This is a genomic window from Rhizobium sp. NFR03, assembly GCF_900111275.1.
Taxonomy (GTDB): Bacteria; Pseudomonadota; Alphaproteobacteria; order Rhizobiales; family Rhizobiaceae; genus Ferranicluibacter.
The window spans coordinates 175,798-199,628 of sequence record NZ_FOGR01000006.1; the positions used below are offsets into that span (position 1 = coordinate 175,798).

General features: G+C 63.4%; 15 protein-coding genes. 6 read left to right on the top strand and 9 right to left on the bottom strand.

Annotation, left to right across the window (positions count from 1 at the left end):
- Positions 1 to 33 precede the first annotated feature (33 nt).
- Together BSG19_RS19140 and BSG19_RS19145 are read right to left on the bottom strand one after the other, a co-directional pair.
- Positions 34 to 1,890: an AI-2E family transporter gene (locus BSG19_RS19140; RefSeq protein WP_244529326.1), complete on the bottom strand. Its 1,857-nt coding sequence runs from the start codon at positions 1,888 to 1,890 to the stop codon at positions 34 to 36.
- Between the two features lie 299 nt (positions 1,891 to 2,189).
- On the bottom strand, positions 2,190 to 2,723 hold the full coding sequence (locus tag BSG19_RS19145; RefSeq protein WP_092989614.1) for a DUF4142 domain-containing protein: 534 nt from the start codon (positions 2,721 to 2,723) through the stop codon (positions 2,190 to 2,192).
- 254 nt (positions 2,724 to 2,977) lie between these two features.
- Here BSG19_RS19145 and BSG19_RS19150 point away from each other — a divergent pair, with 254 nt between their 5' ends.
- A complete protein-coding gene (locus BSG19_RS19150) occupies positions 2,978 to 5,971 on the top strand; it encodes a PAS domain S-box protein (RefSeq protein ID WP_092989615.1) in 2,994 nt (997 codons plus the stop codon).
- Between the two features lie 18 nt (positions 5,972 to 5,989).
- Here BSG19_RS19150 and BSG19_RS19155 read toward each other — a convergent pair whose 3' ends face one another.
- On the bottom strand, positions 5,990 to 6,202 hold the full coding sequence (locus tag BSG19_RS19155) for a hypothetical protein (protein WP_092989616.1): 213 nt from the start codon (positions 6,200 to 6,202) through the stop codon (positions 5,990 to 5,992).
- A 388-nt stretch (positions 6,203 to 6,590) separates the two neighbouring features.
- Between BSG19_RS19155 and BSG19_RS19160 the strand changes: the two genes are divergently transcribed.
- A complete protein-coding gene (locus BSG19_RS19160) occupies positions 6,591 to 6,800 on the top strand; it encodes a hypothetical protein (protein ID WP_139274794.1) in 210 nt (69 codons plus the stop codon).
- Between the two features lie 53 nt (positions 6,801 to 6,853).
- Here the strand turns inward: BSG19_RS19160 and pbpC are convergent, their stop codons facing one another.
- The 4 genes from pbpC to BSG19_RS19180 all read right to left on the bottom strand — a co-directional run bounded on the left by pbpC (position 6,854) and on the right by BSG19_RS19180 (position 16,667).
- On the bottom strand, positions 6,854 to 8,983 hold the full coding sequence (gene pbpC, locus BSG19_RS19165; RefSeq protein WP_092989618.1) for a penicillin-binding protein 1C: 2,130 nt from the start codon (positions 8,981 to 8,983) through the stop codon (positions 6,854 to 6,856).
- Entirely contained in the window at positions 8,983 to 14,424 is a 5,442-nt protein-coding gene (locus BSG19_RS19170) for an alpha-2-macroglobulin family protein (protein WP_092989619.1), read from the bottom strand. The genes pbpC and BSG19_RS19170 overlap by 1 nt, the downstream gene beginning before the upstream one ends.
- A 186-nt stretch (positions 14,425 to 14,610) precedes the next feature.
- Positions 14,611 to 16,008 (bottom strand): FAD/NAD(P)-binding protein, encoded by a 1,398-nt coding sequence (locus BSG19_RS19175; RefSeq protein ID WP_092989620.1) that lies wholly within the window; start codon positions 16,006 to 16,008, stop codon positions 14,611 to 14,613.
- Positions 16,009 to 16,271: 263 nt separating this feature from the next.
- Entirely contained in the window at positions 16,272 to 16,667 is a 396-nt protein-coding gene (locus tag BSG19_RS19180; RefSeq protein ID WP_092989621.1) for a BRA0787 family protein, read from the bottom strand.
- 440 nt (positions 16,668 to 17,107) lie between these two features.
- On the opposite strand from BSG19_RS19180, the gene BSG19_RS19185 reads away from it, so the two are divergent.
- Both BSG19_RS19185 and BSG19_RS19190 read left to right on the top strand, forming a co-directional pair.
- Positions 17,108 to 19,669: a DNA translocase FtsK gene (locus tag BSG19_RS19185; RefSeq protein WP_244529327.1), complete on the top strand. Its 2,562-nt coding sequence runs from the start codon at positions 17,108 to 17,110 to the stop codon at positions 19,667 to 19,669.
- 165 nt (positions 19,670 to 19,834) lie between these two features.
- Positions 19,835 to 20,158 carry a hypothetical protein gene (locus BSG19_RS19190; RefSeq protein ID WP_092989674.1) on the top strand — a complete coding sequence of 108 codons (324 nt, stop codon included), beginning with the start codon at positions 19,835 to 19,837 and terminating at the stop codon, positions 20,156 to 20,158.
- A 73-nt stretch (positions 20,159 to 20,231) separates the two neighbouring features.
- Here BSG19_RS19190 and BSG19_RS19195 read toward each other — a convergent pair whose 3' ends face one another.
- Positions 20,232 to 20,732 carry a DUF3597 domain-containing protein gene (locus tag BSG19_RS19195; RefSeq protein ID WP_092989623.1) on the bottom strand — a complete coding sequence of 167 codons (501 nt, stop codon included), beginning with the start codon at positions 20,730 to 20,732 and terminating at the stop codon, positions 20,232 to 20,234.
- Positions 20,733 to 20,974: 242 nt separating this feature from the next.
- Between BSG19_RS19195 and leuD the strand changes: the two genes are divergently transcribed.
- Entirely contained in the window at positions 20,975 to 21,580 is a 606-nt protein-coding gene (gene leuD, locus BSG19_RS19200; protein ID WP_092989624.1) for a 3-isopropylmalate dehydratase small subunit, read from the top strand.
- A complete protein-coding gene (locus BSG19_RS19205) occupies positions 21,577 to 21,981 on the top strand; it encodes a RidA family protein (RefSeq protein ID WP_092989625.1) in 405 nt (134 codons plus the stop codon). Before leuD ends, BSG19_RS19205 begins: the two co-directional genes overlap by 4 nt.
- Positions 21,982 to 22,076: 95 nt before the next feature.
- Here the strand turns inward: BSG19_RS19205 and BSG19_RS19210 are convergent, their stop codons facing one another.
- Entirely contained in the window at positions 22,077 to 23,831 is a 1,755-nt protein-coding gene (locus BSG19_RS19210) for a glucan ABC transporter ATP-binding protein/ permease (RefSeq protein ID WP_092989626.1), read from the bottom strand.

Here is a 23,831-nt window from a genome sequence, read left to right on the forward strand (position 1 = left end):
AGGTCAGGCCATCTCAGGTCAGGCCATCTCGGATCAAGCCGTCTTCGCCAGGCGAACACGCGGCCGGCCGAGCTTGCGGGTAATCGTCATCAGCGGCACCGGGCCGGTCTCAGTCAGTGCCAGGCGAACCGTTTCAGCCAGCGTCAGCGTGACGAAGTCGGCATTGGTGTCCTCCAGCGTCATGCGCGGGTGGTCCTGACCATTTGCGAGCGGCACGAACAGGCCGACGCGTAAACCCGGCCGCATGCGCTTCAGGCGGCGCACGAGATTGCGGGCATGGGTTTTCGAATTTCCGTTAAGGAACGTGAACACCACGGTGTCGATCGTGTCGCTATCCCTGATCATGCGCAGATCGGGCGTGGAATGCGCGATGCTGTCGGCGTCGGCGCCCTGGATTTCGAGAAGCTGTGCAAGCATGGCGGCCGCGGCATCATCGATTTCCCCGCGCCCGCCGATGCAGAGCAGCGTGCGCCCGGTGCCGTCCGGCAGATCGAGGTCGTCGCCTTCCGCATGCGAATGTTCGCCTGCCATCTCCTCCTTCGGAGCCTCCTCCTCGCTTTCTTCCTCGTCGGCGATTTCCGAGAGATTATCGACCAGCGAACGGACGCTGCCCGAGAAGCGCTCGATCTGCGCATCGCTCATGACGCCACGCTGCCGATCCACCTCCCCGAGAAGGAGTGCGGGCATGCCGACCTTCTCGTAGTAGTCGCCCAGATATTCGTCCTCCAGATAGTCCTCGGCATTGGCCGTCGCTTCATCCGGATCGCCTGCCAGCAGCCTCTGGTAGAGCTTTTCATGCGGCTCCAGAACGGGCTCGTTGCCGAGAAGCACATCGAGGAAGCTGAACTGAGGGACATAGCGCCCGAGCACGACGAGGCAGACCGTCAGCGGCGTCGACAGCATCAGCCCGAGAGGCCCCCAGAGCCAGGACCAGAAGATGGCGGAGATGATGATCGCGAGGGGCGACAGCCCGGTGTGCGATCCGTAGAGCCAGGGTTCGACCACATTGTTGCTGACCAGCTCTGTCGTCAGAAACAGGGCGCCGACCCAGAGCACGAGCGACCAGCCGGGTGCGATCGCCAGCGCCAGAAACAACGGCAGGATCATACCGATGACCGGACCGATATAGGGTACGAAACGCAGGACCAGCGTGAGCAGTCCCCAGAGGATGGCGTTGGGAATGCCGAGGATCCAGAGACCGATAGTGATCGGGAAAGCGTAGAGCGCATTCACCACCAGCTGCATCAGCAGGTACTTGCCCACACGCTTGCCGGCATCCTGAAGCGCTTCGGTCGTCCGATGCAGGTCGTTGAGCCCGACCAGGCGGATGAACCGGTCGCGCAGATCCTCGCGCTCCAGCAGCATGAAGATGACGAGCACGATCACGAGGCCCGCCGTAGCAAAGGGGCTGATGAGCGGCAGGATGAAGTTGCCGAGCGTCTGGATGGGGTTCGAACGCGTGACGATCTCGACCGGCATGGGTTCGCGCGATGCCGGCATAGTGACGGCCGTATCCTCCTGGCTCTCGACCGCCCGCGTCTGGATCTCCTCACCCACCCGCTCCACGATGCCGCTCAGGTGTTTCATGATGCCGTCGCCTGACCCTGCCTGCGCCAGCGTCTGGACCTTGACGACGATGTTGCGCTGATAGGCCGGAATATTCTGCGCGAGGTTCGCCACCTGCGATGCGACGACGACGCTGAAGAGCGCGATGGCGCAGAAGGCCGAGGCGACCGCGATCATCACAGCGGCGATCTTCGGCACCGAACGGCGGCGCAGAAAAGAGACGATCGGTGCAAGCGTAAAGGTGAGAAGAAGGGAAAGCGCCAGCGGAACGAAAATTTCCTGGCCGACCTTGAGAACGACGGTCGCGCCGATCAGGATGAGCAGGACATGGCCCGAGAGCTTGTTGCGGGAGTTGGGATCGACCGGCGGATAGAGGTCCGCTTTGCGAAGAGGGGCGGTAACTGTCGCTTTCGTGTTCACATGTCTCTCCCAAACCCGCTGATCGCGCGGCTGAGGACCGGGCATTAGAGAACACTGATGCCGAATATTGGTTCCGTTCGCCAGCTCAATATCCGGAAGGACGCGAAGCGTTGCGAGAGGCAGAGGTAAAGCCGCCTCTCGCGTCTATCGAATGACAGCGGGCCGGACGCGAGAGCCCGGCCTCAGTCAGTCCCTGTCGAGGGTCAATCCTTGTCGAGAGTCTGGGCCATTTCGAGATGATGCTGCAGAGCCGGCAGCGTCTTGGCGGCCCACGCCTTCAGTTCCGGCGTCTCGCCTTCCTCACCGTAACGCTTGAACAGATCGACAGCGTTCTCATGGGCCGTCACCTGCTGGTCGTGATATTCCTCGTTGAACTCGGCGCCCTGCAGCTCCTTCAGTTCGTCGAGCATGCCCTGCTGAGCCGACGACATGGCATTGGCAGGCGGGTTGCTGAGCTTGAGGTCGCCGACCATTTTCTTCAGTTCGCTGCTGGTCTTCTCATGCTCGGTGATCATCTGCTGGGCGAAAGCCTTTGTGGCCTCGTCGCCGCGCTCGACCGCAAGCTTGCTGGACTCGATCTCGAACATATCGCTGGCAGCAGCTTCCTGCACGAAATCCTGCGTCTTCGGCGCGATGCCGGCCACGCTATTGATGCCGGATTTTTCAGCAGCCGACTGGGCGTGAACGCCGGTCGCAAGCAGAAGGGACGCGGTCACGGCGGCAAGAATACGTTTCATGGGGCAGATCTCCTTTTGGCTGGATGCAGCAACGAACTACGGTTCGCCTATGGGGTTCCGTCGATCAGGCAAAAGGTATCGGTAGATCGGCGACGTTCGCCACTGGCCCCGCAACCGTAAATCGGTCAATAAGCGCTAACACTCTGAGCGATCGCCCCATTTTTTCCCTCGGGACGATTCCGATTCGCGAAAGAATGCAGTAGGAGTGACGCTATTCCCAACCCGTCACGCAAAGCCCGCGAGATACGAACATCATGAGCAGTGGTTCCAGCAAGGCGACTTGGCCTTTCGGCGGTGGCGAGCTCGGGCAGCGCATCCGGAATTTTGACTGGGCCTCGACATCGCTCGGTCCGATCGACACCTGGCCTGTCAATCTGCGAATCAAGGTCAATTCGATGATCAATTCGCCGATCCCGCAGGTGCTGATGTGGGGCCCGGATTATGTGATGATCTACAATGACGGCTACCGCGAGATCGCCGGAGGCTATCACCCCAGGGCGCTCGGGGGAAAGGTGCCGGAGATCTGGCCGGAAATCTGGGACTGGAACAGTCGCATTCTCGAAAACGGTTTCAAGGGCGAGGTCCAGAGCTTTCGCGACCAGCCCATGGTGCTTCACCGCAACGGCCGGCCGGAGGAGATCGTCTTCGACCTATTCTATACGCCGATCTACAACGACGAGGCCGGGGTCGATGGCGTCCTCTGCACCGTACTCGAAAACACCGATCGCGTGCGCGCCGTGCGGGCGCTGGCCGAAAGTCAGGCGGAACTCAGCCGAATCAGTGACGCACTCCCGATTCTCGTCGGGTTCCTCGATGTCGACCATATCTACCGGTTCGCCAACAAGGGCTATCTCGAATGGTTCGGCCACCCGGCCAGCGCGGTCGTGGGCCGGCACATCCGCGAGATCATCGGCGAGGAATATTACAGCAAGCGCGTCTCCTATCTCGAACGCGCCTTTGCCGGCGAGCCCGTCGTGACCGATACGGTGATCCGCAGGCCAGGCGGCGATCATCGCACTGCCGAAGTGCGCTATATGCCGCGGCTGACGGATGCTGGCACGGTGGACGGCATCTACATCATGCTGATCGACATCGAGGACCGAAAGCGCGCGGAAAAAGAGCTTCTGGTCAGCAACAACCGTTTTCGCGCCGCGGTCCACGCTGTGCATGGCGTGCTCTGGACCAACAGCGCGGACGGCCGGATGATCGGGCAGCAGCCGGGCTGGGCCGAGCTGACCGGGCAGCCTTACGAGGCGTATCAGGATTATGGCTGGGCGGACGCCGTCCATCCCGACGACCGGCAGGCGACGGTCGAAGCCTGGAATGCCGCCGTCGCGGAGCGGAACACCTTCATCTGGGAACATCGCGTGCGCCGGCATGACGGGGTGTGGCGGATGTTTGCCATTCGCGGCGTGCCCATCTTCGACGAGCAGGGCGACATTGCCGAGTGGGTCGGCGTTCACACCGATATCAGCGAGCAGCGACAGGCCGAGGATGAACTGCGCCGGCATGCCGTGCATCTCGAGCGCCAGGTTCGCCACCGCCAGCGCGCCGAAGAGCAGTTGCGCCTGCTCAACGAGACACTGGAGGCGCGCGTCAGCGAAGAGATCGCCGTGCGTCGGCAGGCGGAACGGGCACTACAACAGGCTCAGAAGATGGAGACGATCGGCAAGCTGACCGGCGGTGTCGCCCATGATTTCAACAACCTGTTGCAGGTCGTCTCGGGCAATCTGCAGCTTCTTGCAAAGGACGTGGCCGGCAACGAGCGGGCGGAACGGAGGGTCGCCAACGCGCTCGCCGGTGTCAGCCGCGGCGCCAAGCTTGCGAGCCAGCTTCTGGCATTCGGCCGCAGACAGGCGCTGGAGCCGAAGGTCATCAATGTCGGTCGCTTCATGTCAGGCATGGATGACCTGCTGCGGCGCTCCATCGGCGAGGCGATCGAGCTGGAAACCATTGTCGCCGGCGGACTGTGGAATACGTTCGTCGATCCCGTGCAGGTAGAGAATGCGGTTCTGAACCTCGCGATCAATGCGCGCGACGCTATGGAGGGCAATGGCAAGCTGACGATCGAAGTGGGCAACGCCTATCTCGACGACGACTATGCCCGCAATCATGCCGAGGTCGAGGCTGGCCAGTATGTCGTGCTCTCCGTCAGCGATACGGGATCGGGCATTGCCCCGGAGGTGCTGGAGCAGGTGTTCGAGCCGTTCTTCTCCACCAAGGCGGAGGGCAAGGGCAGCGGCCTCGGCCTGTCGATGGTCTATGGATTCGTCAAACAGTCGGGCGGCCATGTGAAGATCTACAGCGAGGTCGGCCACGGAACGACGGTCAAGCTCTACCTGCCGCGCGCCACGGCCAGCGAAGACCGCGAGGTAACGATCCAGTCCGGTCCCGTCGTTGGCGGCACGGAAATGATCCTCGTGGTGGAGGATGACGACGAGGTGCGCAACACGGTCGTGGAAATACTGAGCGATCTCGGCTACGGCGTGCTCAAGGCGACCAACGCGCAGAACGCGCTCAGCGTGGTGGAAAGCGGCATCGCCATCGACCTCCTCTTTACCGATGTCGTCATGCCTGGGCCGCTGAAAAGCGTGGAGATGGCGCGCAAGGCCAAGGAGCGCCTGCCGGATATCGCCGTGCTCTTCACCTCGGGCTACACGGAAAACTCCATCGTTCATGGCGGGCGCCTCGATGCGGGCGTGGAGCTTCTTTCCAAGCCCTACACGCGCGAGGCGCTGGCGCGAAAGATCCGGCACGTCATCGCCAATCAGAAGCAGCGCTCTTCCGTGAACACACGGGTCTCCGGGACTGTCGCGCCCGGCCCTGCCGCGTCTGACCATGTCGTACCCGACCCGGCGACCATCGTAACGAGGGCGCCCGAGCCAGCGCCGCTGACGGTTCTTGTCGTGGAAGACGATCCGCTGATCCGGGCCAACACCGTGGAGCTTGTCGAGGACTTCGGTCATGCCGTTATCGAGGCAGGCAATGCGCAGGAGGCGAGGTTGAAACTTGCCGGCGCGTCGGTCGATGTGCTCGTGACGGATCTTGGTCTTCCCGATGCATCGGGCGCCGATCTCGCGGCGGAAGCGTTGGCGATCAATCCGGCGCTCGGCATCGTTTTCGCAACGGGCAACGACCGGGCACCGGAGCATTCGTCGCCGGATGCGGTACTGCTGCGCAAGCCTTACGATGCGGATGGGCTGGAAGCGGCGATCAAGGCAGCCGTACGGCGGGCGTCGGCGACCTGATCTCCCGGGGTCGGAGCCTCACGCCTCCGCAGCAACCACGCTCCACAGGAGTTCCTCCGTGTTCAGGCCATCGCTGAACAGCGCCACGAGATAGGCAGCCTCGATTTCCGCCTGCGGGCCGGTGTGCGGGATCTTTCGATGGTCGCAGAGGCGCTGGAAAACGCGAAAGAGCATATCCATCTCCGTCGGCGTGATGACGGTTCCTTCCTGAAAAACATACGAGCCCAGCATGACATGCTCCTGGCCGCCATATGGCGACCCCTGTTGTTCGATCCGCCGTGGGTCTCACCGCCACGCGGATCATTCATAGGTCACGTAACGTTTCCGCCGGCCATTTCAATATGCCGCCAAAGTTGTAGTATGACTGGGAAGACGCCCTGTAAAAGCATAACCGTCATCACGGGCTCTTCACGCCGGCTTTCGGTTTATAATCTGTTGGTGCCGGAGAGTTCTTCTCTTTTACCCATTTCATTTTTCGCCAAAGCCATTGTTTTTCCGTAAAACGGACCAAATGAGGTTTTACACTTTTTCTGAAAGTGGCCTATTTTGATGAGGGTCATACCAACGCGGAAAATACCGGCCTCCGGCCGGCATCCGTAGAAGAGAAGAGACTGAACTGATGCCTTGGCGTAACGAACCCATGCTGCCCGAGCACGTCGCTCTCTGTCAGCGCGTCTATGATGCCGCCCGCAAGAAGCGCAAGATTGCGCCCGACAGTGATGCCAGCAACCCTGTCGCAGCCCTTGTCCTCACACTGTATCGTCATGGCGTGCTTGAGGAAGAGGAACTGCTGCGGCGCGTTCTCAAAGCGCTCGATGAAAAGAACTGATGCCGCAGGCGCTCGCTCACGGGCCTCTGACGCTGTGACATAGAAAGCAGCGTCTACTGCAGAAAAACCCGGACGCTGGCTGCCCGACCCGCGGCATCGATGACGGTCAGGGTGGAATAGCCGGCGCCGTCCGGCACCCACTGGTTGATCCGCCGCCGCGTGATGTCCGCCAGCGGCCGACCGTTGGCGAGCCAGCGAAACGGTGCCCGACCGCCCTGAAGCTTCAGCATCAGCGGCAGCGGCACACCGGCCATGTCCTTGCCGAGATCGACCCGCGCGCCCTCGGGCGGATAGACGATCTGCGGCGCGGCCTCGCGGATACTGGCGCGAAGAAGGCCGGACGTGGTCATGGAAAAGCGGCGCTGGCTGATGGGCAGATCCTGTGCTGCTATGCGCACCGCACCGGCCGGCGCACGCGGCAGCGGCACGCCCGCGATCCCTGATTTGGCAAAGGCCTCGAACAGGATCGGAGCCGCCGTTGCATAGCCGGTGATGCCGGGCACAGCGCCGTTATCGGCGCGGCCGACCCAGACACCGAGCACGGTCCGGCCGTCATATCCGACCGACCAGGCATCGCGGTATCCGTAGCTCGTTCCCGTCTTGTAGGCGATCCCGCGGCGCGCACTCCCGGTGGGCGGCAGGACACCCGAGAGGATGTCCGCAACCTGCCATGTCGCGGCCTGATCGAGCATGGGCTCGCCGGCGATCGGACCGGGCACGGCATCGACCCCGTCACCGAGGCGCACCGGGCGGCCCTCATTGGCAAGCGCGGCGTAAAGCTGCACCAGATCGCGCAACGTCACCCCGAGACCGCCAAGCCCGATGGCAAGACCCGGCGTTTCCTCTGGTGGAAGGATTGGGTCGATGCCCGCGCGCCGCATGCGCAGCATCAGCCTGGACGGGCCGACCGCGTCCAGAAGCCGGATCGCCGGAACGTTCAGCGAGAGTTGCAGGGCTTGCCGAATGGTGACGTCGCCCTGATAGGTCATGTCGAAATTGCGTGGCCGATAGCCGAAGAAGTCGGCAGGCCGGTCCTCAATGACCGTTTCCTGCGATATCAGCCCTTCTTCGAAGGCAAGTCCATAGATGAAGGGCTTCAGCGTCGATCCCGGGGAGCGCGGCACGCGGGTCATGTCGATCCAGCCTTTGCGGCTCGAATCGAAGTAGTCCGACGACCCCACCTCGGCCAGAATCTCTCCGGTTGCGGCGTCCGCCATGACCATGGCAACCGAGATGCGTGGCCCGCCGCGCTCGGCCGCGCTTTTTGCCACCGCCTCCAGGGCGGCCTGTACGGGTGCGACGAGCGTGGTGTGCAGCGTGGGTGCGGCAGGCGCTTTGCGGCGCGCTGCTTCCGCAAGGTGCGGACTGAGCGTCGGCAGCGGACGACGGCTTTCCGGCACGCGCGTCATGGCTGCCCGCTCCGCCTCGCCCTCCCCGATCACTGCTGAAACGGCGGCGCGCTCCAGAACGCGGGCGCGCGCGGCTTCCGCCGCTTGGGGGTGACGATCCGGGCGCCGACGTTCGGGCAGTTGCGGCAGGGCGACGAGGAGAGCCGCCTCCGCAACCGTCAGCCGCCGCGGCTCCTTGCCGAAATAGGCAAGACTTGCCGCACGCACACCTTCCAGATTGCCGCCATAAGGCGCGTGGGTGAGGTAGAGGTCGAGGATCTGGGCCTTGGTCAACCGGCGTTCCAGCTGCCAGGCGCGGGCCATCTGCCGAAGCTTCGCCACGATCGAGCGGTTCTCGCGCGGCTCGATCAGGCGCGCGACCTGCATGGACAGCGTCGAGGCTCCCGAAACGATCCGGCCGTGGGTCACGAATTGCGCGGCGGCACGGACGAGCGCGCGGACATCGATACCACCATGCTCGGCGAAGCGCCGGTCTTCGTAGGCGATCAGCATCCGCACGAATTGCGGATCGACATCCTGCGCCGTTGTCCTCAACCGCCACCGGCCATCGGCGGTCGCAAAAGCGCGCAGCAATCGGCCATCGCGATCGACCATCTCGGCGGAGGTCGTGAGCGCCGGGCCTGCGAGCGGCGGCGGATAGGCATGGTCCGCCGCATCGACGGCAAACAGAGCGCCGATGCCAAGGCCAAGCAGAAGGCCGCCGCCGACAACGCTGCCGGCGAGAGTTCGGGCAAGACCGCGAGACAGGGCGGATGGACGCAACGACGGACGCATCACTCGACCGCCTGAACCTCCATGCGGCCCGTTGCCGTGCGCGCGGAGAATTGCGGGCGGTACATATCCTCGACGGTTGCAGCGGGATGATCGTAGGTGCCGGGTGTGACGGCGCGTACGACATAGGCAACGGTCATCTCGTTCGCATCACCGGCAGCATGATCGAAAGCTGCGACGAAGCGGTCACTGCGAAACTCGCTATGGGCCGCCTGCATCTCGCCCAGCCATTCGAAGTTCGACAGCTTGGCGCTGTCCACCAGCGTCGGATTGTCGATCTCGAAACCGGCCGGCAGGAGATCGGTGACAAGGATGCGGGCCGGGCCAGGGTTGAGATCGGTCGCCTTGATGACCACGACATAGCGCTCGTTCTGGCGAGCTTCGCTGACATTCGCCGGTTCACCGTCAAGCGTGTAATAGCTCCGCTCGATGGCATAGCCGTTGCCGCCAGCCGGCAGCGGGAAGGCCGGGGCTGCAACGGTCGTCACCGTCGCCGTCACCGGGTCCTTGCCGGTATTGGCAATGGTGACGGGACGGGCAAGGATCTCGTCGCCGGTCTTTCGGGCGGCGAAGGCGCCTGAGGACGCCACGCCGTCCACCGTCAGGGCAAGCCCCTCGTCTCCACCCGACGCGGCACGGGCTGCAAGCAGCATCCACAATTGCTCTTGGGTGCTGGTGGTCGACGTACGGTCCCAGGCCTGCGCGACTTTCTTCGAAAGGGCCGGAATGATGCTGGGAACCGGCCGGCTCTCGGCCGCAAGCGTCAGCACCGCCGCATCGTCGCGAAGCGCTGATCCGTAATCCGATCGTGCAAGTTCGGAGATCTTCGCCTCCTCGGACATCGTCGCCGCCTGCGAGAACACACTTTCCGCCCGGTTCGCATCGCCATAGAGCGACAACGCCGCAGCAAGGTGTCCTTTGGAAAGCGCGGTCGGAAATTCGCCGAGCTTCGTATCGACGTAGTAGCGCAGGTCGCTGATGGCGGCCTTGCGATTGCGCGCGAGAACGTAGAGCGCATAGGCAATGCCGTTGCCCTGCTCGGTCACGTTGACATCGTAGGAAAGCGCGTTTTGAAGATTATCGAGCGCCTGAACCATAGCCTGTTCCGGCACGTCGAAATTCTTCTCGCGGGCACGGGTCAGGAACTCGGTCACGTAGCTGTCGAGCCAGAGATCGCCGGAACCCGGACCCCACAGGCCGAAGCTGCCCGATGACGACTGATAGGAGAGAACGCGGTGAATGGCGTCCTGAACCCGCGTCCGGACATCCGTATCCTCGGGAAGACCGGATTGGGCAGACAGTTCGCTCAGATAGAGGAGCGGCAGAGCGCGGCTCGTCGTCTGCTCCGCGCAGCCATAGGGATAGCGGTCGAGCACCATCAGGAGTGCCGGAATATCGAATGCAGCAGCCCTGCTGACGCTGAGGCTGACGGCGGCGCCGCGCAGCTGGCTTTCCGCAAGCAGCCCCTCGTCCACGACAAGGCTCGCGCCGGGCTTCAACGCCACCGGCAGGCGTGTCGTGACCGGAAGCGAGGCGGGCCGGACCGGGATCGACAGCATCTGGTCGAGCGACAACCCATCGGCGCCCGCGATCTTGACGGTCAGCGCCCCGTCGCCCGGCTCTACGCCCTTCAGCGGCAGGGTCACGTCGATCTTCGAACCGGCGGGAATGGCAAAGCTCCGGGCGAGCGAAGCCGTATCGACGGAGAGGGAGCGATCCGCTTCGACCGTGATCGTGAGATCGCCGGCCGGTGCATCGGTGTTGGCGATATCGAGACGCAGTTCTGCGCTATCGCCGGGCGCCAGGAACTTCGGCAGGCTGGCGGTGACGACGACGGGATCGCGGATGACAACGTCGGCGCTCGCATGCCCCACACCGGAGGTCGTCCAGGCCACGGCCATGATGCGCGCGGTGCCGTTGAACTGCGGAATGTCGAAACCGATAATGGCTTTGCCCTCGGCGTCGAGCTTGACCGGGCCGGAGAAGAAAGCGACCAGCTTTTCGGTCGGCGGGCTGCCCTGCAAGGCCATGGCCCCGCCGTCGCCACCGGTGCGCAGCCGTCCCGTTGCACCCAGCGAACCATCGATCAGGCGGCCGTAGAGATCGCGGATTTCAAGGCCGAGGCGGCGTTGACCGAAGTACCAGCCATCCGGATCCGGCGCCTGATAGCGCGTGAGGTTGAGAATGCCGACATCGACCGCGGCAAGCGTCACATAGGCTTCCTCGCCGACACCCGCACCTGCAACGGTGACGGGGATGTTCAGCGTCTGCCGCGGCAGTGTCTTGTCCGGCACGGTCATGGACACATCGAGCTTGCGCTCGGCCGGATCGACCGCCAGCCATTTCACGCCGATGGCGCGCATCGGCATGCGGCTCTCCTGCGCATCACCCGGCCGATAGAGCGTGGCCGTGACATAGGCACCGGCACCGAAGGCCTCCGTGATCGGCAGGGCGATCTTGTCGCCGGTTGCGGGAATGGAAACGGTCTTGGTCGCGATCAGGTTTTCGGAACCGACGGTGACAAGCAATTCGCCGGCAAATCGCGGCGAGACGTTGAGGGTCGCGGTTTCCCCCACCTTGTAGCTGTCCTTGTCGAGGGCAATCTCCAGCCCATCGGGCGTCTCGGTGGAGGTTGCCGCGACATAGAAGCCGGCATCGAACTCGACGCTCGAGACGGGATCGCCGCCGGGACCCGCGACCTCCAGCCGGTAGCGGCCCCAGGTGACGGGAACGCTGACCGTGCCGCCATCGACGCCGGCATCGACCGTGCCATTCGATAGAAGCTTGGTCGAGAGGATAGGCTCGTAACGCCACGCCGTGCCTTCGCGATACCACTGGTACTGCCGCTCGACGCTCATGAGCTTCCAGGTGAGCCCCGTCATCGCCATGCGCGCGCCATCCGGCCCGACCCCGATCACGTGGAACGTTCCGGTGGAATTCTCGGTGAGTGCGCCGCTAAAGTTCGGCTTGATACCGATTCTGTCGGTGTCGGCCCGAACAGGGAGCTCAAGCGTCCGCTCCACCGCCCGTCCGCCGGCTTCCTGAAGCCTTACGGCGATGGTGGCGTTGACGAGCTGGGTCGTGGCCGGGACGTCGGAGAGATCGACATCGAAGCTCGCCTTGCCGTCCGCATCCAGCGGCGTCAGCATATCGAGCGTCTGGCGGCTGTCCTCGGTGTTCTCCTCATCCGCGAGGCCGAAGACGTAGCCCGGATAATCGGCGCTTTCATGCGTCGGCTTCAAGAGCACGTCGCCTTCCAGTTCGAGGCCGGCAGCCGGCGCGCCATAGAGAAAGCGTCCATCCACGGTCACAGGCACCGGGGTACCGGGCGTGATGGCCTGCGCTGTGCTCTTCAGGTCGAATTCGATGCGGTCCGGTACGAAATCGTCCACCTGAAACGGTTTCTCGCTGATCGCCTTCGCCTTGGGATCCGTGAAGACCTGCACCGTCCAGGTGCCGCGCATGGCATTCGGCTGCAGCGCCATGTCGAGCGTGTAGCCGCCAAGCTTGCTGTCGGACGATACGATCCGCCTGTCCTCCACGCCATCGGGACGCAGGAAGACGAAGGTGAGCGGCAGGTCGGGAACGGCCGTCGCTGCGGGATCGCGGGCGAGCGCAGACACATGAACCGTCTCGCCGGCACGGTAGATGCCGCGCTCCGTCCAGGTGAGCACATCGACGGCGCCCGGAGCCGCCCGTCCCGTGACGCCGCGATCGGAAAGGTCGAAGCCGGCACGCGTCATGTCGAGGAAGACGTAGTCATCGCTGCCGGCGCGGGCAGCGATGACGGCCGGAAGGGCGGCGTCGGCACCGCGCAGCAGGCCGGCGGCAAAGACGGCGCGGCCATCGGCATCGGTTGTCGCGGTGCCCAGCACCTCGTTGTTTTTCGCGACGAGTTCCAAGGCGACGCCGGGCAAGGGCCGTGCGGAGGAGAGCGAACGCGTGAAGACGCTGAGCCCGTCGGTGCCGGCGAAGGTCGACAGGCCGATATCGGAGACGACGAACCATTGCGTGGCCCGGCTGTCCCATTCGTTGGAGGCACCCGTTGCCGAGGCGGCAGTCAGGACGTAGACGCCGGGCTTGCGCTGCGGCAGCGCCTCATCCACCGGAAAGCTGGTAACGACCTCCTTGTTGAGGTCCGTCTGGAGGTCGATCGTGCCCTGCCAGACGAGTTCGCCGCTCTCGTCGCGGATGCGATCGGCGCTGTAGCCGTCGAGTTGCGTCAGAAACTGCGAGTTCGTCAACAACTGGGCGATGTTGCGGTCGCCGACGCGGTAGAGCTTGAGATTGGCGCTTGTCGTGTTGACCGAGACAAGAGGAATGCCACGGCGTGCCGTCATCGGCAGCACGAAGCTGTCGCCGGTAAAACGGACCATGGCCGGGCGGTCGGGAATGTAGAGATCGAGATCGACGGCCGCCTCGAGCGGTTCCTCGACGGACGAGGGAAGGCCGGGACGCAGCGCAAGCTTGTAGCGCTGGCCGTGCGACAGGCCCTCGACGCAGATCTGGCTGTCCTTTGCCTCGACGGCCTGCGGCGCTGCGCCATCCAGCGTCAGGAACGGCGTGTAATCGACCCCCGTCTGCAGCGGCTCGGAAAACTGGACGCAGGCACGGGGCGAAACGGCTTCCGCCTCCACCGTGTTACCGATCACGCGAAAGCCGTTCCTGCTGCGAAGATCGGCAAAGGCTGCCCGTATCGCGGGGTTTTCCACGAGCGCCAGGCTTGCCTTGTAGGCTTCGAGCGCCGGGCGGAAGCTTTCGGTCGCGGCCAGCGCCTGCCCCAGCATTGCCAGCGCGTCGGCGCGGTCGGTTGCGGTGCGCGACAGTTCATAGCCGTTGATGGCCGCAAGCGCCGACTGGTTGGCGACGGTCGCATTGCCGGTGATGAGGTTGGCGGTACGGGAAGCCTGCGTCCACAGGCGACCATCCTCGGCATCGATCGCGAGCGCGGCCATGAGGCTCTGGAGGGACGCCTCATTGGCGCCTTCCTGGCGTTCTCGGGCGGCTTGTGCAACGAGCGCAGCTCGACCGACACCAGCGCGATCCTCCGGCACCGTCAGCGTACGTTTGGCCTCACGTGCCTGAGCCACCATGTCCTCAGACAGGAAGGGCAGCGAAAGGGCGGCGCCGATATCGGGTCCGGCACTTGCGGCATCCACGATCCGGCCGGCGACAGCGCCCGGGAACGTATTCAGCGTGTGGAAGTCGGACTTCAGGAAGCACCACTTCACCTTCGGATTATAGGTGAAGGCGCGGCAGTTGCGATCAGCAATGCAGACCTTCTCGCAGTCGGCGAGCGACAGGTTCTGCTCCGTCCGCAGGTCGAATCCGAAATAGTCGTGATCTCTCGTCGTGACGACGGTACGCCCGCCGGCGGCTGCGGCCGGTATCACCGAGCCAAGCAGCATCAAAAGACCCAGGGAGACCCGAAGTGTCGCGCGCATGCCGAATTTCCCCCTCAAGGTCCGGCCTGCTCAGGGCGGCCGGTTCCGGCGCCACTCTCCTTCCGGACCTCGTCATTGTCAATGCGAAGACGCTTTCGCAAAAGGGGTTGGAGGGCTGCGGAACACGCTCTTTCGGCCCATGAACCTCCTGCAGTCGCCAAGACACCTCGGCGATGGCTTGCTTTCTCAGCCGGCTTGTCGCTGCGGACGCGCGCGCATGTCGATGAGGTTGGCTGCGGCATAGGCCTGGGCGACAATCTCTGGCACCAGATCGATATCGGGCAGCGAGCCGAGCCCGAGCGGGCCGATGGCAAATAGACCCAGAGGACGCCCGCGTGTATCGAGAAGCTCGCCGGCAGGATTGACCGAAAGGCCGAGATGCAGCTCGTCCGTGACGGCAAGCTGATTGCGAAGCGCAGCGGCAATCACCGGCACATCGAGATCGGCCGAAAGGCAGCGGCAATCGATGATGCGGTCGGCGGCAAACAGACGTTCCTCCTGCTCACCCGCCCAGCGGACGACGAGCCCTTGAGACGATCTGCGCAACGCAGTGCCGCGCCGGAGTTCGGTCAGTCCGGCGCCAAGCTCGCGCTCCAGCCGGGCATGGACGTCGGCCGGCAGCCGGTTGCGGTGAGCGTCGTAGATCGAGCGCAGATGCCGGTTGAACTGCCGTTTCTCGCTGGGCGGAAGGGACGACCAGAGCGAACTCGCCCGCTTGCGCAGCCCGTTCATGGCCGCCTGCCAGCTCCAGCCGTTCTCCTCCGCTTCCGCGCAGGCTTCGCGCACGAAGCGCAGGATGTGACGCAGCTGCGATGGCATGGGCTGGGTGGGAAATACCGAATCGGCGGCAAGCCGTGTATGCGGCTGGGGCAGGAAGCCGCGGCGAGAGAGGATGGAGATCCGGCCCGCAAACCCGGCATCGCGCAATTGCAGCACCTGGTCCACGGCACGCAGGCCGCTGCCCATGACGATCACGTGCTTCTCGACGCTCTGCGGCGTGGTGATTTCGCGGGTCAGCGCCCGCGCGACATCGCCGGAATCCGCCTTCAGGCCGTAGCCCGTGGCGAGAATCACATCATCGAACACCATGGCGCCACCATCGGCAAAACCAAGGCGAACGCCGCCGTGATCCAGACGGCGAATATCGTCCGCGATATCATGCGACATCTGCACCGTAACGTCGCGCCGCTGTGCGAGAGCCTCGGAAAAGCGCTGATAGACATAATCGCTGAAGATCGATTTCGGCACGAAGATCTGTCCGAAACCGGGAATGGCAGCGGAAACGGCGTCGCGAAACGCGCTGCTTGCCTGCAGCCAGCGCGTGAAATCCTTGGGCTCCCCGGTCGCGACCGAGAGATCGCGGGCACGGCTGTTAAGGATCTCCGTCGAGCGGGCACCGGCCAGCGCCTGACCGCCGCTGATCGTTGGCGCGGGATCGAACAGCCGCAGGCGGAAAGGCTGCGTGACCGTCTTCAGAAGGGCGATCGCCATCATGATGCCGGAGAAACCGCGGCCGACCACTGCAATATCGAGCAGGTCGCCTGATGCCCGTCGGCCGGGCGCGGAATGGCCGTGAACCGTCATATCATTCCTCCCTTCCTGTCTTTATCGGCAGGTGTCGGATGTTGAACCTGATGCTCTCGCCCCGGTCGTCCCATCGGACGCGACCCCTCGGGCGCATGCGTTCACATATATGCGGTCATGTCGTCAGGCGCGGATTACAACACGGGTTTTAACCGCCATCAAGGAATTTTCACGATCCGTTAACGTGTGTCATCATCGACCAGGACCGCGCAGCGGCATGAAGACAACGAAAAAGGGGCCGGTATCGCAGCCCCTTTTTTAAATTACGCGCGAACGAGGCGATGCGCCTGTCGTCGCTCCATCCGGCGGATGAACGCGTTGATGTCGGCTCGACCGCTTCGCACCTGGCGCTTGCGGATCATGATGCCCATGATTCGGGCAGCCGTGGATACGGTCATGTCGTCCAGCGGGCTTTCGCTCGACCATGGCTTGGTGAGCTGCGAGGTCACGACCTCCCGAACGGATGAAGGCAGGATATCGGTGCAGCCGCGCATATGATCGAAGATCAAAGCGATCGGCAGGAGCGCACCTTGATAGTATATGGTCGGCGTATCGACGCCGCCGTTCCATTCCTCATAAGCGTCGATCGCCTCTCGGAACAGCTGATGCAGGGTAATCGGAGCATGCCCCTGGTGAAGTTCTGGCAGTAGAGTTTTCATCTGCGTCTCCTCACATTTGCTTCGACGCGGGCGGGTCGCGCCTGCACATTTCCGCCTAACCCATTAATGACGCGCTTTGCCCCCGGGTTCCACCCTTACAAGAAATTTTTTTGCGCATTTTGCATCTCCTTCAATCCATAAGCCAAAGATTACAAGGACTTTGCACGGGTACACCCGACTTTGACCCTCCTTGTCCGTGCCGCATCGAAAGGGCTGATTAACCTTTATTTTCTATTGAATAGAGGTGCCCATCGGCCCTCATGTTCCCGAGTTTGCAGGTTCCCATGCGTCTATCCAGAACGAATCTTCCCCACGGTATCGACAATGCGAAGGCGGAGGATGCGCCCCAGCGTATCGAGCCGGTCAAGCGGATCTACGGTACGCCGGAGACGCTCGGCGGCGCCTTCCTGTCCGGCACCGATACAGAGAATGCCGACGAGATGGCGGCTGGTGAGATCGAAGGACGCGCGCCTATCTGGCAGAGCAACTTCGTCATCGGCCCGAACGTCCGCTTCACCCGCACGCCGGACAGCGCTTACCCGAAGCGAAGCCCGAAATCGCCGCCCATGCTCGAAATGGTGCAGATCAACGAGCCGCTGGCTGCCCTGACCTCAGACATGACGGAGGCCACGGCCTCTATGGAACGATCCGAAATGACACAGACCTTCGATATGCCCGAAACCGACTTCGCGACAGCGCGCGGCGCTCTGGCTCTGGCCCTGAAACTGCGCCGCGAATTCCCGCAGAGCGATGCCTGGCAGCAGATGGCGCAGATCGAGGCCCCGCACGCCGTGGCATCGGCAGATCTCGCCGACGTGGCGTCCGTCGAACCCGAGGCGAAAGAGGACGGTGTGATCGAAGATGTCGCCGCTCCGGCCGAGACCCCGGCGCCAGCGTCGCTCGCTCCCCGCGCCTTCAGTTTCGCCATCAACGATGCGATCTTCTTCGAGACGTTGCTCTCGAACCCGGATTTCGATCCGTCGCTCTCTCTCGTTCCGGCGCCGGCCATAAGGGAAACGGCATCCGTCAAGGCTGCGGCCGAGACCATTACTCCAGTCACGGCTACTCCAGTCGCGGCCGAAACCACGGCTCCGGCTTCGGTTCCTCACGTGGCGCCGACCATCGCGTTCCGGACAACCCCGGAATCCGTCACGGCGCTGTACCGGGTGATCGAGGTCGGCCCGGCCAAGGCCGCTGCCCTGTCGGGCACGGACGGAATTGCGGATCCCGCACCTGCCGAAGTGATCGCCGAGGAGACCCCACAGACCACGCCGGAACCGGTTGCCGAAGCACCGGCCGTTGCCGAGGAGGCGCCGTCCGCCTTCAAGCCCCGCATCCGCGCCGCTCAGGTTCTTGCCGGCCGGCTGACGCCATCGCTGCAATTGAGCGCCGCTGCCCGTGCCATCGACCTCTCGGTTCTCCCGGAAATGGAAGGCTACCAGCTGCCCCCCGTCGAGCTTCTGCAGGAGCCGGTATTCCAGCAGACGACGTCCATGAGCCAGGAAGCGCTGGAACAGAGTGCCGGACTTCTCGAAAGCGTGCTGGAAGACTTCGGCGTCCGCGGCGAGATCATCGATGTGCGACCGGGTCCGGTCGTCACGCTCTATGAATTCGAACCGGCGCCGGGCGTCAAATCCTCGCGCGTGATCGGCCTGTCCGACGACATCGCCCGCTCCATGTCGGCGCTGTCGGCCCGCGTTGCTGTCGTTCCCGGCCGCAACGTCATCGGCATCGAGCTGCCGAACCCGGTCCGCGAGACGGTCTATTTCCGCGAGATGATCGAATCGCACAGCTACGAGGAAACGAAGTTCAAACTGCCGCTTTGCCTCGGCAAGACGATCGGCGGCGAACCGGTCGTGGCGGAACTCGCCAAGATGCCGCATCTCCTCGTTGCGGGCACGACGGGTTCCGGCAAATCGGTGGCCATCAACACGATGATCCTGTCGCTCCTCTACCGGCTGAAGCCAGAGGAATGCCGCCTGATCATGGTCGATCCGAAGATGCTCGAACTGTCGATCTATGACGGCATCCCGCATCTCCTGACCCCTGTCGTCACCGACCCGAAAAAGGCCGTGATGGCGCTGAAATGGGCGGTGCGGGAAATGGAAGACCGCTATCGCAAGATGTCGCGGCTCGGCGTGCGCAATATCGACGGCTACAACAGCCGCGCCGCCATCGCTCGTGCCAAGGGCGAGACGGTATTCACGACGGTCCAGACCGGTTTCGACCGCGGTTCCGGCGAACCTGTCTTCGAAGAGCAGGAACTCGATCTGGCGCCCATGCCCTACATCGTCATCATCGTGGACGAGATGGCCGACCTCATGATGGTTGCCGGCAAGGAGATCGAAGGCGCGATCCAGCGGCTGGCCCAGATGGCGCGTGCCGCCGGTATCCACCTGATCATGGCGACGCAGCGCCCCTCGGTCGACGTCATCACCGGCACGATCAAGGCAAACTTCCCGACGCGCATCTCCTTCCAGGTGACCTCGAAGATCGACAGCCGCACCATCCTCGGAGAGCAGGGCGCCGAACATCTGCTCGGACAGGGCGATATGCTGCACATGGTCGGCGGCGGACGCATCGCCCGTGTCCACGGGCCGTTCGTCTCGGACGAGGAGGTCGAAAAAGTCGTCAACCATCTGAAGGCGCAGGGCCGTCCCGAATATCTGGGCACGGTCACCGAGGATGCCGACGAGGTGGAGGAGGCGCCTGAGGAAGATACGGCCGTGTTCGACAAATCCGGAATGGCCGAGGAAGACGGGCAGGACCTCTACGACAAGGCCGTCAAGGTGGTCCTGCGCGACAAGAAGTGCTCGACCTCCTATATCCAGCGCCGCCTGCAGATCGGCTACAACCGCGCAGCGTCTCTCGTCGAGCGTATGGAACGCGAAGGCCTCGTCGGCGCGGCAAACCATGTCGGCAAGCGATCGATCATTGCCGGTGGACGGGACGTTATGGAGCCGATCGCCATCGAGCCCGCTGCCAGCGAAAACGAGGACTGAGAAAATCGATCATGCCCGGAGCGAATATCGGCTTCGGGTATGGCCTTTTTTAAGGTACTTTTGACCGCGCAAGCCCCTTCCAGACAGGGGTTTGGAACCAAATCGGGATCCATGAATTAACGGATGTTCTTTAGGAGCGCGACGATGCGCGTGGGAGAAGATAACATGAAGAAGATTTTAGCCTCTGCCGGCCTTGCGCTGGCCATTGCTGCCGGTGGCACGGCGGGCTTCGCAGGTGTCGCCAACGCGCAGGGCGTGGAACTGCGCGTCGGACCTGACGGCATCCGTCCCGTCATTCGCGAGCCTCGCCGCGAACGCGGACGCGATCGCTGCGGTGAACGCGAAGCCCGAGCCGCTGCCCGTGATTCAGGTCTGCGCGATCCGGAAGTCGTGCGCGTCACCGAACGCCGCGTCGTCGTGGAAGGCATGACCCGCCGCGGCCCGCAACGCATCACCTTTGCCAACCGGAACGGCTGCCCGGAAATCTGATCTTTCGAAACGAAACAACGGAAAAGGGCTCCAGCATCGCTGCTGGAGCCCTTTTTTATTGTCTCCGCTCAGATCAGTCGAGCAGTTCGGCCGGCACCTTGCCGCCGTTTTCCGACAGCTTCTGAAGCAGCGCCTTGTGCAGGAACATATTCATCTTGCCGCTGTCGTTCGCGTCACCGGTGTAGTGCAGCTCCTGGGCCAGTTCCTTGCGTTCCGAAAGGCTCGCTTCCATGCCGAGCGCCTTCATCAGATCGACAATAGAGTGGCGCCAGTCGAGCTTCTGGCCATTGGCGGCGACAGCCTTGTCGAGCATTGCGGCGACATCGACAGGTCCAGATGCGGTCGTGGCCGAGGGTGCCTGCGACGGGGCGGCCGTCGGCGTGCCGGACGTCGTGCTCGGCGCAGTTGTGCCAGCCGTGCCTGTCGGAGCCATCGGCGCTGACGACGGAGCCGTGGAAGCGATGACCGGGCCGGTCCCAGCGGGGTTGATCGTCGTGCCGGTCGGTGATGCGGGTGCGGCGGCCTTGTCGTGATGACCGAAAATCGCGTCCTTGATCTTGTCGAAAATGCCCATGGGGAACGTCCTCCTTTGGTGGGGGGCGGCGCATCGCATGCGCGCCTGCCTGCACCCTTTAACTATGCCGCAGGTTTCATTCTCCAAGGGCTCGCCCTGGAATGGAGGCCAGTCACGTGGCGAAGATACGTCGGCCATCGGGAGACACAGCGCCTGCCGGAGATTTTTCTTCAAATTGCCAGCGATTTGCTCTAAAGCGCGAGGCAATTCCGTTCCCCCTGGAAAACGAAAGTCGCAAGGCCATGGACAAGTTCGTCAAGCTCACCGGCGTCGCCGCTCCCCTGCCCGTCGTCAACATCGACACGGACATGATCATTCCGAAGGATTACCTGAAGACGATCAAGCGCACCGGGCTCGGCACCGGATTGTTCGCCGAAGCGCGCTACAATGAGGACGGCACGCTCAACGAGACCTTCGTGCTGAACAAGCCTGCCTACAGGAATGCGCAGATTCTCGTCGCCGGCGACAATTTCGGCTGCGGCTCCTCGCGCGAGCACGCGCCATGGGCGTTGCTCGACTTCGGCATCCGTTGCGTCATTTCCACGTCGTTTGCCGACATCTTCTACAACAACTGTTTCAAGAACGGCATCCTGCCGGTCGTCGTCAGCCCCGAGGACCTGGACAAGCTGATGGACGATGCGAGCCGCGGCTCGAACGCCGTCCTGACCGTGGACCTCGAGAACCTCGAGATCACCGGCCCCGATGGCGGCAAGATCAGCTTCGAACTCGACGCCTTCAAGCGTCACTGCATGCTGAACGGCCTCGACGATATCGGCCTGACGCTGGAAAAGGTTTCGGCCATCGACGGCTTCGAGAAGGCGAATGCAGTGGAGCGTCCCTGGGCATGACGCCCGACGCGAACGCACCGCAAACCCGCCGCCTGATCTCTTCCGGCTCGCCGTTCGAAAAGACGGCGGGCTATTCGCGTGCGCTGGTTCAAGGCGACTGGTGCTTCGTCTCCGGCACGACCGGTTATGATTATGCGACGATGACCATGCCCGGCACGGTGGAAGAGCAGACCCGCAATTGCCTGAAGACCATCGAGGACGTCGTCCGCGAAGCCGGCTTCTCCTTGTCCGACGTGGTCCGCTGCCATTACTACATCACCGACGCGACCTTTGCCGACCGGATCTTCCCGATCCTCGGGGAAGCCTTCGGCGAGATCCGCCCAGCCGCCACCATGGTCGTCTGCGGCCTGATCCGCCCGGAAATGCTGATCGAGATCGAGGTCACCGCTCTTCGGCGCTGATGCCGGGGATGTGTCTTCGAAGAACCTTCGCCAAACGCAAAAACGCCCCGCTTTCGACGGGGCGTTTTCGTATGCGGTGCTTCGATCCTATCGGATCAGGCGGCCGTTGCGCGGCGGACGTCGTCGTCCGTCAGGATGCCCGAGGCCCGCAGCAGGGCTGCAAAGCGGCCGTTGGACTGGCTGAGCTCGTTGAAGCCGCCCATTTCGACGATCCGGCCACGGTCCATGAAGACCACCAGGTCGGCTTCGCGAACCGTCGAGAGACGGTGTGCGATGATGAAGGTCGTGCGGTCCTTGCGCAGGTTGTCGATCGCGTCCTTCACCCGGTTTTCCGTTTCCACGTCGAGCGCGGAGGTGGCTTCGTCCAGCACCAGGATCGGTGCGTTCTTCAGGATGGCACGAGCGATGGCAATCCGCTGGCGCTCGCCGCCGGAGAGGCGGTTGCCCCGTTCGCCGACCCGTGTGTCGTAACCCGTGTCGCGGCTTTCGATGAAGTCCGAGGCAGCGGCAGCTTCGGCGGCCTTCACGACCTCTTCCAGCGTGGCATCCTCGCGGCCCAGACGGATGTTGTCCGAAATGGAGCGGTTGAGGAGACCGGCGTCCTGGAAGACGGTGGCGATCGAGGCACGCAGCGACTTGCGGGTCACCTTGGCAACATCGACGCCGTCGATCAGGACCTTGCCGGAGGCCGGCTCGTTGACACGCTGCAGCATGTTGATCAGCGTGGTCTTGCCGGAGCCGGTCGGGCCGACGATGGCGATGGTCTGGCCGGCCTTCACCTTGATGTTGATGTCGTGCAGGCCATCCGACGTGCCGGGGAAGTGATAGGTCAGGTCACGGAACTCGACGTCGCCACGGACATGGTTCAGTTCACCGGCGTCGGCAGGTTCTTCACGATCACGAACCGAGTCTTCGAGGTTGAAGAAGTCTTCCAGCTTGGCGCGGGCTTCGAAGATCTGGTTGACGAAGTTCTTCATCTGGTCGAGACGACCGATCAGAAGGTTTGCAAAGCCGATGAAGGCAACCACTTCGCCGACACCCAGTTCGCCGCGCTGCACCAGGATCGTGCCGATGACGAGGATCGTCATCATGGAGATCGTGGACGCCATGCGGTTGAGGCCGCTCGCCAGTGCCCACCAGTCGAGGACGGGCAGCTGCACCGACATGAGCTTCTGCGTGAAGGCCTTCAGTTCGCGTGTTTCGGCTTCGATACGGTTATAGCTGTGAACGACCGAAACGTTGCTGATGGCATCCGACACATGGCCGAACACGGTGTGGTAGTGACCTTCGACAGCTGCCTGGCCGTCCTTGGTCTTCGCCATGACCAGCTTGCCGATGATGACGTAGAGCGTGCCGAGTACGACGAGGACGATCGACAGGCGCCAGTCCATCGCAAAGGCGGTGGGAACCAGCAGCGTCAGCGCGACGGCCGTCGAAAGATGTTCACGCATAAATTCGAGCCAGAGGCCGAACAGCGTTTCGCAAGCCCGCAGCAGCGTATGCAGCGCGTTGGACGTGCCGCGCTGGCTGTGCCAGGAGAGCGGCATGGAGATGATGCGGCCGAAGGCTTCCGTGATCAGCGTCGCGCGGCGCTGATGCGCCAGCCGGTCGGCTTCACGGGCGACCAGCACGAATGCGATGGTGTTGAAGATGCCGAGCGTCGCCCACATGATCAGGGTCGACGTGACTTCCGTCTTGGAAGAGATCGCGTCGATGATGCGGCCGAACAGGATCGGCTCGGCAATCGTGATGGCCGCCAGAACGATGTTGGCGATGACGATCGCGGAAACGCGAAACTTGTGAGCGGCGAGATACTGGAGCGCTCTCGCATAGACCTGGAACAATGACAC